Source organism: Agrobacterium sp. SORGH_AS_0440, from assembly GCF_031453135.1.
Taxonomy (GTDB): Bacteria; Pseudomonadota; Alphaproteobacteria; order Rhizobiales; family Rhizobiaceae; genus Agrobacterium; species Agrobacterium pusense.
The window spans coordinates 1665841-1679002 of the sequence record NZ_JAVIYR010000002.1; the positions used below are offsets into that span (position 1 = coordinate 1665841).

Genomic DNA, 13162 nt, shown 5'->3' on the forward strand with positions numbered 1-13162 from the left:
CCCCGGAAAGCCGCCGTTTTCTTTTGAAGTTCAACCCTGACCGTGAAGAATGCCGAACACGCCAGCCACGCAGCAAACCCGCCTCACGGATTGGCTCATCTTTCTGGCCGTTCCCTTCTTTTTCGCCAGCAACGTCGTTTTCGGCCGCGGCGTCGTCGGTGAGGTCTCGCCTTTCATCGCCGCCTTCATCCGCTGGATGGGCTCGACGCTCATCATCGCGCCCTTCATGATCGCCGACTGGCGCAACTGCCTTGCTTTCGTGCGGCACAAGACGCTGCTCTGGCTCGTCCTCGGCATTCTCGGCATGGGCATCTGCGGCGGCGTGGTCTATTGGGGCCTCACCATGACCACGGCCGCCAACGGCACGCTGATCTACACCACCTCCTCGCTGTTCATCATCCTGTTCCAGCGCATCTTTCAGGGCCGGCCGATCCGGAAGCTTGAAGTGGCGGGCATGATTATCGCCTTCGCCGGCGTCGCCGCCATCGTGCTCAAGGGCGATATCTCCGCTCTCCGGCACATGAATTTCAACATCGGCGACTTTGCAATTTTGACCGCGGCCATTGCCTTTGCGATCTATTCCGTGCTGCTGCGCGATCCGGCGGCGCGGCAGATGGTGTCCTTCAGTCTCTTCGGACTGATTGCATTTTCCGGCGCGCTTGTCCTTCTGCCGCCGGCAGCACTGGAACTCGCACAGGGCGGCATGCTGCCTGCCACGCCTGTTGCATGGGCGAAGATCGGCGGCATCATCCTGTTCGCCTCACTTCTGGCCTTTTATTGCTTTACCCACACGGTACGCGTTTTCGGTCCCGCCACGGCGGGAATTACGCTGTACATGATGCCGCCGGTCTCGATCCTCATGGCGACGGTGTTTCTCGGCGAATCCTTCGAGACCTATCATGCCATCGGCATCGTATTGGTCACCGGCGGCGTCATCATCGCCACCGCGCCAATCGGCAAAGGGCGCTGAACACGAACGGCAGAGCAGCGTCAAAGCGCCAGGTCTTGATATTTCGCGTTCCGATACCAACTAGTATTGGGAAAGGAAGTACATGCCATGAAACAAAGAAACGCAAAATTCACGCTTGGCGAGATCGTTCGCCACAAGGTGTTTCCGTTCCGCGGTGTGGTAATCGACGTGGACCCGGAATATGCCAATACCGAGGAATGGTGGAACGCTATTCCCGCGGAAATCAGGCCGGAACGCGACCAGCCCTTCTATCATCTTCTCGCCGAAAACGAGGAGACGGAATATGTCGCCTATGTTTCCGAACAGAACCTCGTCCACGACGAAAACGAGACGCCGCTCCGAAATCCCAATATCGGCCGCATCTTTGACAAGGCGCCGAACGGCGAATGGCGCCCAAAAATGTCCACGGCGCACTGACGCCCGCCAAGCATCTCCCTCCTCCCGGGGATATCAAACACGCATAAAAAAACCGGTCTGTCGCCAGACCGGTTTTCTGTTTTTTCGAGCTTGCGCGGCAATCAGGGCTTCGGCGCGCCCTTGGCAGCGTCCTGAGCAGCTTCGAGCTTCTTGCGAGCTTCTTCCGCCTTCTTCTGCATGCCTTCCTGCAGGCTGCGCTGGCTTTCGGCCAGCTGCGACTGGGTGATTGCCGGGCCGTCATAAGCGCCGGTGAAACCGGAAAGCGCGATCTTGATGGGGTTCGGCGCGCGGCGGAAGTTGATGGAGGTGAAGACCACCTCGCTACCCTTCTTCAGCGAAGCGATCATGGCGTCCGTCAGCGGCACTTCAGCCGTGCACTTGTCGGGAAGGCAAACGGCGTAATCGAGCTTCTGACCCTTGCCGCCATCGATCTGCATCATCACACCCGGAGGAATGAGACGCGCGGTCGGAACGGAAACCTGCAGAAGCTTGCGGTTGACCTTGCCTTCAACGGTGATGAGGCCGACAGCCGTGATCATCTGGCCGTTCTGGGCGAGAACCACGTTCTGCACAACGCAGACATCGTTGTCTTCCTGCTTGGAGCAGGTCTTGAACCAGCCGAGCGGCGGAGCGCCAGCGCCCTGAGCAGCCGGAGCAGCATCCTGCGCCTGCGAGATGGCCGGAGCGGACACAGCGCCGAGAGAGAGGACCAGAGCGGACAGAGCCGTCCGGGTGAATGTGTTTGCCTTGTGCATCATAAGAGTTCCGTCTCCTGAATGTCTGCCAGAACAGAACCGCTCAAGGTCCTGTTCGTCGATGGCGGTATCCTTCTGCCCGTTCAACTGTCGTTTAAATGAGGCAAATGCGTGACCCGTCTCTTCCGGTCCCCCTGTTACATGCCGTTCGCGGCGATATCCAGCACTTCTTTAACTTTTTCTTGAGCGGAGCCAAGATTTCCCGCGCTTGCATGGGTCATGCAATGTCGGTGTGCTACATATCTGCCAGAATCATGACGATAAACGGTCCTGACGCACATCGGACGGACAGTTGAGACAGGACAGTGACATGCGCAACCTTGCGGCCCTCATCCCCGCATTGTTTCTTTTGGGATCATCCCTGCTTCCCGGCGGGAGTGCGGTAGCGCAACCGCTGCACGCCATCTCGATGCATGGCACGCCAGCGCTTCCCGCAGATTTTTCACACCTTCCTTATGTCAATCCGGACGTGAAGAAAGGCGGCCGCATTTCTTATGGCGTGGTCGGCACCTTCGACAGCCTGAACCCCTTCGTTCTCAAGGGAATGCGCACCACCGCCCGTGGTGTTTGGGATCCGGAATTCGGCAATCTTCTTTACGAGCCGCTGATGTCTCGCTCCAGCGACGAGCCCTTCAGCCTCTATGGGCTGCTCGCCGAAACCGTGGAGTGGGACGACGAGCGCAGCTTCGTTCAGTTCAACATCAACCCCAAGGCGAAATGGTCGGATGGCGAGCCGGTAACGCCTGATGACGTGATCTTCACCTTCAATCTCCTGAAGGAAAAGGGCCGCCCGCCATTCAACAGCCGTCTCGACGGCGTAGCCAAGATGGAGAAGACCGGCGAACACAGCGTGCGCTTCAACTTCAACGAAAAGGCGAATCGCGAAACGCCTCTCATCCTCGCCTCTTCAACGCCGATCCTGCCGAAACACGCGACCGATCCGGAAAAATTCGAGCAGGCGGGCCTCGGTGCGGTTGTCGGCTCCGGCCCTTACCGAATCAAGACGCTGCGCCCGGGTGAACGAATCATCTGGGAGAGAAACCCCGACTACTGGGGCAAGGACATTCCCGGCAAAGTCGGTTTCGACAATTACGACGAGATCAGCATCACCTATTTCCTCCAGGTCACGACCATGTTCGAGGCCTTCAAGAAGGGCGATATCGACATCTACCCGGAAGGCGATGCCATCAATGGCACCTCCGATACCTCCCACTGGGGGCAGGCCTATAATTTCCCCGCCGTGCATCGCGGCGATATCGTCAAGGACGTGTTCCAGCCGCGCCTGCCGACCGGCATGTTCGGTCTCGTCTTCAACACCCGCCGTGCCGTCTTCGCTGACGAAAAGGTACGCGAAGGCCTTACCTATGCCTTCGATTTCGAGTGGATGAACAAAAACATCCTCGGCGGCTCCTTCAAGCGGACGCAGAGCTACTGGCAGAACTCGCCGCTCGGCGCCTATGGCAACGCCGCCGACGCGCGCGAACTGGCGCTGCTCGGTGACGCGGCAAAGTCCATGCCGCCGGAGCTTCTGGCCGGCACCTATGCGCTGCCGACCACGGACGGCACGGGCGCCGACCGCAAGGTGCTCAAAATGGCCGTCGACACGCTGAAAGAGGCTGGCTACAGCATCAAGAACGGCAGGATGTCCGATGCCAATGGCCGCCAGCTCGCTTTCGAAATCATGACGCAGAACCCGGCGCAGGAGCGTATCGCGCTCGCCTATCAGCGTTCGCTGAACCTGATCGGCGTCGCCATGGGCATCCGCTCGGTTGATGACGGGCAATACCAGTCGCGCTCGAACAGCTTCGATTACGACATGATCATCCGCTCCCTGCCCTCGTCGCTTTCGCCCGGCATGGAGCAGCTGAACCGCTGGAACTCACTCTCGCGTGATGCGCAGGGCAGCTTCAACTATGCAGGTGTTGCCAATCCCGATATAGACCGGATGATAGAGGCGCTGTTGCAGGCCCGCTCGACGGAAGATTTCCAGGCGGCCGTGCGCGCTTATGACCGCCTGCTTGTGGCCGGACATTATATCATTCCGCTCTATTATATCGGCGCCCAATGGGTCGCCCGCTGGAAATATATCGACCGCCCGGATATCACTCCAATACAGGGCAATCAGAAACAGACCTGGTGGGACGCGCGGGCGCAATAACCTGCCACCGTCATGTCTATCATATAAGGAACATCAGCCATGGAACGCATCGTTGTTGACGTCGTATCGGACATGGTCTGCCCGTGGTGTTATCTCGGCAAGGCCCGGCTCGATCTCGCCATTGCCGAGGTGCAGGATGAAATCAGCGTCGACGTGAACTGGCGTCCCTACCGCCTCAACCCGGACTATCCGCCGGAAGGAGTCGACCAGAAAGCCGCTCTCGAGGAAAAGCTCGGCAAGGAGCGTCTGGAACAGGCCCATGCCACGTTGGTTCAGCTCGGCAGGGAAGTCGGCATTACCTACGATTTCGACGCGATCAAGATCGGGCCGAACACGCTCGATGCCCATCGCCTGTCGCTCTGGGCCCATTCCGAAGGCCGCGACGTCCAGGAACGCGTCGTGACCGGCCTGTTCAAGGCCAATTTCGAGGAAGGCCGCAATATCGGTGATCATGCCGTGCTGGTCGACGTTGCCGCAAAGGCCGGCATGGATGCGAAAGTCGTCGAGCGGCTGCTGGCTTCGGACGCGGACAAGGATACGGTCGTCGCTGAAATCGACGCCGCCCAGCAGATGGGTGTCGCCGGCGTGCCCTTTTTCATCATCGACCAGAAATACGCCATAAGCGGTGCACAAACACCCGATGTCCTGATTGCTGCATTGCGGGATATTGCAAAAATCAAGGCGGACGAGCATAGATCGATGAACTGACGGTCAAATTACCGGCGGTTTTCAACAACTCCATTTTGCCGGTGTTTCCGTGTCCGACCAGACCCTGAAAGGCATTCTGCTCGCCTTTGCAGCCTTCGCTGCCTATGCCTGGAGCGATGCCAGCGTTAAACTCATTGAAGGTCAGATTTCTCCCATAGAATCGGCCTTCTTCGGGGCCCTGTTCGGCCTCGTCGCCCTGCCCTTCATCCGCAAACGCAACGACAGCTGGCTGGATGTGGTGAAAACAACCAACCGGCCGCTCTGGATCATCCGCTTTTTTTCGGCCGGCACCGGCGCTGTCGGCAGCGTGACTGCCTTTACCCATCTTTCCATGGCGGAAGCTTTCGCGCTGATCTTCCTGCTTCCGTCCTTCGTCACCATCATGTCGGTGATGTTTCTCAAGGAACAGGTGGGCATTCGCCGCTGGTCGGCCGTCATCATCGGTTTTCTGGGTGTGCTCATCATCCTGCGGCCCGGATTCCGTGAACTGGGCATAGGCCATCTGGGCGCCATCATCGCCGGCTTCAGCGGCGCGCTCAGCATCGTGATCTTCCGCGCCATGGGCCCATCGGAAAAGAATGTTTCGCTTTATGGTGCGGGCGTGCTGGGCTGTCTCGTCATCAGCGGCGTTGCCATGGTGCCGAGCTTCGTCATGCCGGGTGGCGAACAATGGCTGCTGCTGGCAGGATACGGCCTGCTCGGCGCGCTTGGCAACATTCTGGTCATGTACGCCGCCCAATATGCGCCCGCCGCCATGATCGGCCCGACGCAATATAGCCAGATGCTCTGGGCCATCCTGTTCGGTTATCTGATTTTTGGCGATCGTATCGACGGCTGGATGTTGATCGGCATTGCCCTCATCGTCGGATCCGGCCTGCTGACACTGCTCCGCGAGAAACAGAGAAAGGTGCCATTGCCCGCCTCCATCGCCGCGACAGACCAGAACGTGGCTGTCGGTATTACGCCGGAAGACAGTCACTAGCCACAGAGAGCGAAAAAACCGGCGGCGCTTCAGGCACCGCCGGTCCGGCGTTCAATCAATCGCAAACCCTGACCCGATACATGTCGCCCCAGGCGTTCTGCCTCCAGGCTACATGGCAGCGGGGATAGACGGGTTCATAAACGACCGGCGGGCCATAAGCCGGCGCAGCATAGACGGGCGGACCATAAGCCGGCGCGTAATAGGCGGGGCCGTAAGCGTAGCCCGGGTGCCTTGCACCTGCAATCAGCGCTCCGCCAATGATCGTGCCGGCAATACCGGCGGCAAGGCCGCGGCCGAAATTATCGCGCGCTTCCGCCTGACTGGTGGTGGCAATTGTGGTGCCCGCAATTGTCAAGGCAACCAGACCAGCGGTGGCAAACCTGTTGATATTGGTCCACATCGTCCTGCTCCTTCATCACCCGGCGGCATCCACTCATCCGCCGCACCGGGTATGAGGATGAGATTACGCCTGCGAAGAATACCGGTAGATGTCCGTTTCGTTACATTGCGGTAATTTTCGCTGAGCCGCGTGGGGGCATTCGTGAGTGGCCAAAGGTGGGTGTGGCTTTACCCCCCTCTGCCCTGCCGGGCATCTCCCCCTCAAGGGGGGAGATCGATCTGCGGCGATGTCTCGCATTATCTCGACGTTAGAGGATGGAGTGGTGACAGTGCATCTTGCCGATCTCCCCCCTTGAGGGGGAGATGCCCGGCAGGGCAGAGGGGGGTAAACCCCACCCACCTGCGGTACCAAATAGCCCACCCTCTGAAACTCAAATCTACGACCGAGCCAGCTCCGCCAGCTGCGTCATGATCATCGCCGCACCCGTCAGCCGCTTTTCCGGCGTCGGCAGATCGCGGTTGAGGAACAGGCTGTGATCGGGACGGATCTTCGCCATCGATCCCTGCTTGCCAATGTAACCGACAAGCGCCGCCGGGTTCGGGAATTCCTTGTTGCGGAATTGAACGACAACGCCCTTCGGCCCGGCATCCAGCTTCTCGACATTGGCAATGCGGCAGAGCGACTTAATGTAGACGATCTTGAGAAGATGCTGCACTTCTTTTGGCAGCGGGCCGAAACGGTCGATCATTTCAGCGCCGAAACCGTCGATCTCGCTGATATCGGCGAGCTCGCCAAGCCGGCGGTAAAGACCCATGCGCAGATGCAGATCAGGAACATAATCTTCCGGGATCATGACGGATGTGCCGACCGAAATTTGCGGCGACCAGCCGCTGTCCTGCACCTGCTCGTCACCCTTCACTTCGGCGACAGCCTCTTCCAGCATCTGCTGATAAAGCTCGAAACCGACTTCCTTGATATGGCCGGACTGTTCTTCCCCGAGTAGATTGCCCGCACCGCGAATATCAAGATCGTGGCTCGCCAGCTGGAAACCGGCGCCGAGCGTATCGAGCGATTGCAGCACCTTCAGCCGGCGCTCGGCAGTCGTGGTCAGCACCTTGTTGACCGGCAGGGTGAAGAGCGCGAAGGCGCGCACCTTGGAGCGGCCGACACGGCCACGCAGCTGGTAAAGCTGGGCAAGACCGAACATATCGGCGCGGTGCACGATCAGCGTATTGGCGGTCGGCACGTCAAGGCCGGATTCAACGATGGTCGTCGATAGCAGCACATCATATTTGCCGTCGTAGAAGGCGTTCATGATGTCTTCCAGCTCGCCCGCCGCCATCTGCCCATGCGCCACCGCCACCTTCAGTTCCGGCACATCCGATTGCAGGAAGGCATGGATATCGGCGAGATCGGCAAGCCGCGGGCAAACGTAGAAACTCTGGCCGCCGCGGTAATGCTCGCGCATCAGCGTCTCACGAATGACGAGCGGGTCAAACGGCGAGATGAAAGTGCGCACCGCCATGCGGTCGACAGGCGGCGTGGTGATGAGCGACAGTTCGCGAACCCCGGTCATGGCGAGCTGCAAGGTGCGCGGAATGGGCGTTGCCGATAGCGTCAGCACATGCACGTCGCTTTTCAGCTCCTTCAGCCGCTCCTTGTGCTTGACGCCGAAATGCTGCTCTTCATCGATGATGAGCAGGCCGAGATTGGCAAAGCTGATGCCCGCACCAAGCAGCGCATGCGTGCCGACGACGATATCGGTCTTGCCATCGGCAACTTCCTTTTTGGTCAGCGCCAGTTCCTTGGAGCCGACGAGACGGGAAGCCTGCTGCACGCGGATGGGCAACCCGCGAAAACGCTCCGAGAAAGTCCGGAAATGCTGGCGGGCGAGCAGCGTGGTCGGCACCACGACAGCCACCTGCACGCCATTCATGGCGGCAAGGAAGGCGGCGCGCAGGGCCACTTCGGTCTTGCCGAAGCCAACGTCGCCGCAGATGAGACGGTCCATCGGCCGGCCGGCCGCGAGATCCTCCCGCACCGCCTCGATGGCGTTCAGCTGGTCCTCGGTTTCATCATAGGGGAAACGGGCAGCAAACTCATCATAGAGCCCGTCCGGCGCGACAAGCTCCGGCGCATGGCGCACGAGACGCGCCGCTGCGATGCGGATAAGCTCATCGGCCATGTCAAGCAGGCGCTTCTTGAGCTTGGCCTTGCGCATCTGCCATGCGCCGCCGCCGAGCTTGTCGAGCGTCGCCTCCGCCGCGTCCGAGCCGTAACGCGAGAGGAGATCGATGTTTTCAACCGGCAGAAACAGCTTGGCGTCATCGGCATAGTGCAGTTCGAGACAGGCGCGCGGTGCGCCCGCCGCCTCGATGGTCTGCAGGCCGACAAAACGACCAATGCCGTGTTCGGCATGAACGACGAGCGAGCCCTCGTCCAGACCGGCCACTTCCGAAATGAAATCCGCACCGCGTTTGCGGCGCTTGGAGCGCCGCACCATGCGGTCGCCGAGAATGTCCTGCTCGCCGATAACGGCAAGATTTCCGGTTTCGAAACCGGCTTCAAGGCTCAGCACCGCCGAGGCCGCCTCGCCTTTGCCAAGCTTCTCCACCTCTTTTAGCGAGGTAACCGGCTTGATCTTCTCAAGCCCGTGTTCGTTCAGCACCTGCAGCAACCGGTCGAGCGAGCCTTCCGACCAGCCTGTTATCAGCACCTTCCAGCCCTTGGCGCGGCGCTCGGCTATGTGTTTCACAGCCAGGGCAAAGACATTGACCCGCTCTTCGCTTTCGCCTTCGGTTGGCTGCCGCGCCCAGCGCGGGCCGACATGCGCGTCCAGCGTGGCGACGGGTCTTCCCTCGCTATCCTGCTCATTGAAGGGCGTCAGACGCACCGCATTGACGGCAGAAAGGGCCGTATCGAAATCCTTGCCGTTGAGATAAAGCTGACCGGGAGACACGGGCTTGTAGGGCGCACCCTGCGTCGATCCCTTCGTCTCGCCGGAAGCCCGCCGCGCCTCGTAATAATCGAGCACCAGCTTGGAGCGCTCCTTGGCCGCCTCGCGTGCCGTGTGATCGGTGACGATGCGGAACCCCTTCAGATAATCGAAGGCGGTCTCCAGCTTCTCGTAAAACAGCGGCAGCCAGTGCTCCATGCCGGCATAACGGCGGCCCTCGGAAACGGCCTGATAAAGCGCATCGTCACGCGTCGCCGCACCGAACAGCGAGAGGTAATTCTTACGAAACCGGCTGATCGTATCGGGCGTCAGCGTCACTTCGCTCATGGGGTTCAGATCGAGCGAGCGCGCCTGGCCGATGGTCCGCTGGCTGGCCGGATCGAAGGTACGGATGCTCTCCAGCGTATCGCCGAAGAAATCGAGCCGCACAGGCTCCTCGGTGCCCGGCACGAAAACATCGAGAATACCGCCGCGCACGGCGAACTCGCCCACCTCACGCACCGTCGCAACCCGGTCGAAACCGTTGCGCTCCAGCCGCGCGGCAATATCCTCCATGCGGATCTGGTTGCCGGGTCTGGCAGAGAAACCAAGGCTTTCGATGATGTCGCGCGGGGCCATCTTCTGCAGCATCGCGTTGACGGTGACCAGCACGATGGCCGGATGCGGTTTCTTCGCGTGGCTGATGAGACCGGCAAGCGCGGCCAGGCGACGCGCCGACGTGTCGGCGCTTGGTGACACGCGGTCATAGGGAAGGCAGTCCCAGGCCGGCAGCGTCATGACCGGAATATCGGGCGCAACAAAGCCGAGAATTTGTTCGAGATCGGCGATGCGCTGGCCATCCGACATCACATAGGCAACCGAGGTGCCTGCGCGCGCCATCTCGGCAAGCAGCAGCGCCTCCATGCCGGCGGGCACGTTTCCGATGGTCAGCGGCGTATCGGCCGACGACACCAGCTTTGCATCGAATCCGGCTATCATGGTTTCAGGCTTTCACGTTGTCTGCGGTGACGAGATCGAAATCGGGACGGTAGGAGGCGATCTTCATGAACAGGGGGGTCTGGAACTTTTCAGGAATTGCAAGCGCCCCCGTCACCATCTTGACGAGGTCGTTATCCTCTTCCGCCATGATGACTTCAAGCTCATCGAGCTGGTCATCGGAAAGCAGCGCGATATTGTCTTCCGCGAATTGCCCGAGAACGAGGTCCATCTCGCGAATGCCGCGGTGCCAGCAGCGGTAAAGTATCCGCCGGCGTCTCGGATCGAGGTCGGCACTCGTGCGCACCAGTCCAGTCATCGCATTCACCTTTCGGTTGACTAATCAACAATGTGTTGACTGCGACCTCCTATAGAACAGGAGGCGAACGCTTGGGAACCGGTTTTTATCGAAATAATACCACCGCCACGAAAATCTGCCGGTGATAACCCGGCTTTGTGACCTGCGAAGTCTTGCATAAGCCGTCCCCTTCCCCGATTTTGCTGCCCATGCGCCCGGCCATTCTCGATCCGCTGTTTGCCTCCGTCTCCACGCTTGCCGGCGTGGGGCCGAAGCTTGCCGATCTCCTGGCAAAACTTCTGGGACGGGAGAATGCGGACGATACGCGCGTTATCGACCTTTTGTTCCATGCGCCCTCCAACGTCATCGACCGCCGCAACCGTCCCGGCATCGCGCTTGCAGCACCCGGCGCCATTGTCACCATTCAGGGACGTGTCGACCGCCATCAGCCGCCACCGCCGGGTAACCGCTCCGCGCCCTATCGCGTCTTCCTGCATGACGAAACCGGCGAACTGGCGCTGACCTTCTTTCGCGCCAAGGGCGACTGGCTGTCAAAGGCCCTGCCCGTCGATGAAGAGGTTCTCGTCAGCGGCAAGGTGGACTGGTTCAACGGTCGAGCCTCCATGGTGCACCCGGATTTCATGGTGAAGCTTTCCGAGGCGGAAAATCTGCCCCTTGTGGAAGCCGTCTATCCCATGACCGCCGGCCTTTCCGCCAAGGTGTTGCGCAAGGCGATCGAAGGCGGGCTCTCGAAGCTGCCGGTCTTCCCGGAATGGATCGATGAGACGCTCAAGACCCGGCAGGGCTTCGGTGACGTGGCATCCAGCTTCCGCGAGCTCCACGACCCGCGCGACAGTGCCGATATCGAACCGCAAGCCCCGGCGCGCCTACGGCTCGCCTACGACGAATTCCTCGCCGGACAGCTGTCACTGGCGCTGGTGCGCCAGCGGCTGCGCAAGGTGGCGGGCCAGCCGATCCGCGCCAAGGGCGATATCGCCGCCAAAATCCTCGCGCAACTGCCCTTCTCGCTGACGGCAAGCCAGAGCGCAGCCGTCAAGGATATCCTGACCGACATGGCCGGCGAAGACCGCATGTTGCGGCTGTTGCAGGGCGATGTGGGGGCCGGCAAGACGCTGGTGGCGCTGATGGCCATGGCGACGGTGGTGGAGGCCGGCGGACAGGCGGTGCTGATGGCGCCGACCGAAATTCTCGCCCGTCAGCATTACGCCACCATTTCCAAACTCGCCCAGGCCGTGGGCCTCACGGTGGAAGTGCTGACCGGCCGCACCAAGGGCAAGGAGCGCCGCGAGATCGAGGAGCGCGTGGCCTCGGGCGAAGCGCAGATCGTCATCGGCACCCATGCGCTGTTCCAGGACAGCGTCACCTATAAGAACCTTGTGCTGGCCGTGGTGGATGAACAACACCGTTTCGGCGTGCATCAGCGCCTGCGCCTAACTGCCAAGGGCATCACGCCGCATATGCTTGTCATGACCGCCACGCCCATTCCACGCACGCTGGTACTGGCCGCCTTCGGGGACATGGATGTCTCCAAGCTCACCGAAAAACCGGCGGGCCGCAAACCCATCCAGACCGTGACGATCCCAACCGAACGCATCGGCGATATTGTTGAGCGGCTGCGCGCAGCGCTGAAGGACGGCAAAAAAGCCTACTGGATTTGCCCGCTGGTGGAGGAGACGGAGGAGTCCGACCTGATGTCGGCGGAGGAGCGCCACGCGGTTCTCTCGCAGATGCTCGGCGCCAACATCGGCCTCATTCACGGGCGTATGAGCGGCCCGGAGAAGGACGCCGCCATGCTCGCCTTCAAGAACGGCGAAACCCGCCTGCTGGTGGCAACTACGGTAGTCGAGGTCGGCGTCGATGTGCCAGATGCCACCATCATGGTGATCGAACACGCCGAACGTTTCGGCCTCGCCCAGCTGCACCAGCTGCGAGGCCGCGTCGGACGCGGCGACGAGGCCTCCACCTGTATCCTGCTCTACAAGGGCCCGCTCAGCGAAAACGGCCGCGCGCGGCTCTCCATCCTGCGCGACAGCGAGGACGGCTTCCTGATCGCCGAGGAAGATTTGAAGCTGCGCGGCGAAGGCGAATTGCTCGGCACGCGTCAATCAGGCACGCCTGGCTTCCGCATCGCCAGCCTCGAGGCTCATGCCGACCTCCTGGAAATCGCCCGCAAGGACGCCGCCTATGTCATCGAGCGCGACCCTGAACTGACAGGTCCACGCGGCGATGCGCTACGCACCCTGCTCTATCTGCACCGCCGCGACGAAGCGATTCGTTTCCTGCACGCCGGCTGAAAGTGAACGCCCATGAACATGATCGACCCGCGCCGCCCGCCACCCGCCTTCCGCAAGGGCTACGCGCTCTGCTCGCCGCAGAATATCCTCCAGCCCGAAACATTTGCGAAGAGCGAGAAGAAGGCGATTGGCAAGGCGTTCAAGAAGCCCGGCCGCAAAAAGGCATGGAGCCGGGCGCTGGAAGAAGGCTGGAGCGTGAGGCTGGTCTATATGCGGCTCTTCGTGCCGGTGTTCCACGCCACGACTACAGGAACAGACGTGGATGATCTGGACGACGAGGATTGATAT

General features: G+C 60.8%; 11 protein-coding genes. 7 read left to right on the forward strand and 4 right to left on the reverse strand.

Annotated features, from left to right (window positions below; all coding sequences use genetic code 11):
* The first annotated feature begins 49 nt into the window (after positions 1-49).
* Together QE453_RS17440 and hspQ are read left to right on the forward strand one after the other, a co-directional pair.
* Positions 50-970 (forward strand): DMT family transporter, encoded by a 921-nt coding sequence (locus tag QE453_RS17440; protein WP_006698824.1) that lies wholly within the window; start codon positions 50-52, stop codon positions 968-970.
* Between the two features lie 87 nt (positions 971-1057).
* The gene (gene hspQ, locus QE453_RS17445; RefSeq protein WP_004442310.1) at positions 1058-1387 is read left to right on the forward strand and encodes a heat shock protein HspQ; all 330 of its coding nucleotides are present in this window, start codon (positions 1058-1060) and stop codon (positions 1385-1387) included.
* A 101-nt stretch (positions 1388-1488) separates the two neighbouring features.
* On the opposite strand, the gene QE453_RS17450 is transcribed toward hspQ, so the two are convergent.
* Positions 1489-2145, reverse strand: a complete 657-nt coding sequence (locus tag QE453_RS17450; protein WP_004442311.1) for an invasion associated locus B family protein — start codon at positions 2143-2145, stop codon at positions 1489-1491.
* 307 nt (positions 2146-2452) lie between these two features.
* Here QE453_RS17450 and QE453_RS17455 point away from each other — a divergent pair, with 307 nt between their 5' ends.
* The 3 genes from QE453_RS17455 to QE453_RS17465 are packed head-to-tail and all read left to right on the forward strand — an operon-like array spanning position 2453 to position 5990.
* Complete coding sequence (locus QE453_RS17455; protein ID WP_309777585.1) at positions 2453-4300, forward strand: extracellular solute-binding protein; 1848 nt, start codon at positions 2453-2455, stop codon at positions 4298-4300.
* A gap of 39 nt (positions 4301-4339) precedes the next feature.
* On the forward strand, positions 4340-5008 hold the full coding sequence (locus tag QE453_RS17460; RefSeq protein WP_113380544.1) for a DsbA family oxidoreductase: 669 nt from the start codon (positions 4340-4342) through the stop codon (positions 5006-5008).
* A 49-nt stretch (positions 5009-5057) separates the two neighbouring features.
* Positions 5058-5990: a DMT family transporter gene (locus tag QE453_RS17465; RefSeq protein WP_004442314.1), complete on the forward strand. Its 933-nt coding sequence runs from the start codon at positions 5058-5060 to the stop codon at positions 5988-5990.
* 55 nt (positions 5991-6045) lie between these two features.
* On the opposite strand, the gene QE453_RS17470 is transcribed toward QE453_RS17465, so the two are convergent.
* The 3 genes from QE453_RS17470 to QE453_RS17480 all read right to left on the reverse strand — a co-directional run bounded on the left by QE453_RS17470 (position 6046) and on the right by QE453_RS17480 (position 10580).
* The gene (locus QE453_RS17470; RefSeq protein ID WP_309777587.1) at positions 6046-6390 is read right to left on the reverse strand and encodes a hypothetical protein; all 345 of its coding nucleotides are present in this window, start codon (positions 6388-6390) and stop codon (positions 6046-6048) included.
* 376 nt (positions 6391-6766) lie between these two features.
* On the reverse strand, positions 6767-10264 hold the full coding sequence (gene mfd, locus QE453_RS17475; protein ID WP_112554530.1) for a transcription-repair coupling factor: 3498 nt from the start codon (positions 10262-10264) through the stop codon (positions 6767-6769).
* Positions 10265-10268: 4 nt separating this feature from the next.
* A complete protein-coding gene (locus QE453_RS17480) occupies positions 10269-10580 on the reverse strand; it encodes a succinate dehydrogenase assembly factor 2 (protein ID WP_037092537.1) in 312 nt (103 codons plus the stop codon).
* A 188-nt stretch (positions 10581-10768) separates the two neighbouring features.
* On the opposite strand from QE453_RS17480, the gene recG reads away from it, so the two are divergent.
* The gene (gene recG, locus QE453_RS17485) at positions 10769-12874 is read left to right on the forward strand and encodes an ATP-dependent DNA helicase RecG (protein WP_309777590.1); all 2106 of its coding nucleotides are present in this window, start codon (positions 10769-10771) and stop codon (positions 12872-12874) included.
* Between the two features lie 12 nt (positions 12875-12886).
* Positions 12887-13159 (forward strand): hypothetical protein, encoded by a 273-nt coding sequence (locus QE453_RS17490; RefSeq protein WP_004442322.1) that lies wholly within the window; start codon positions 12887-12889, stop codon positions 13157-13159.
* Positions 13160-13162 lie beyond the last annotated feature (3 nt).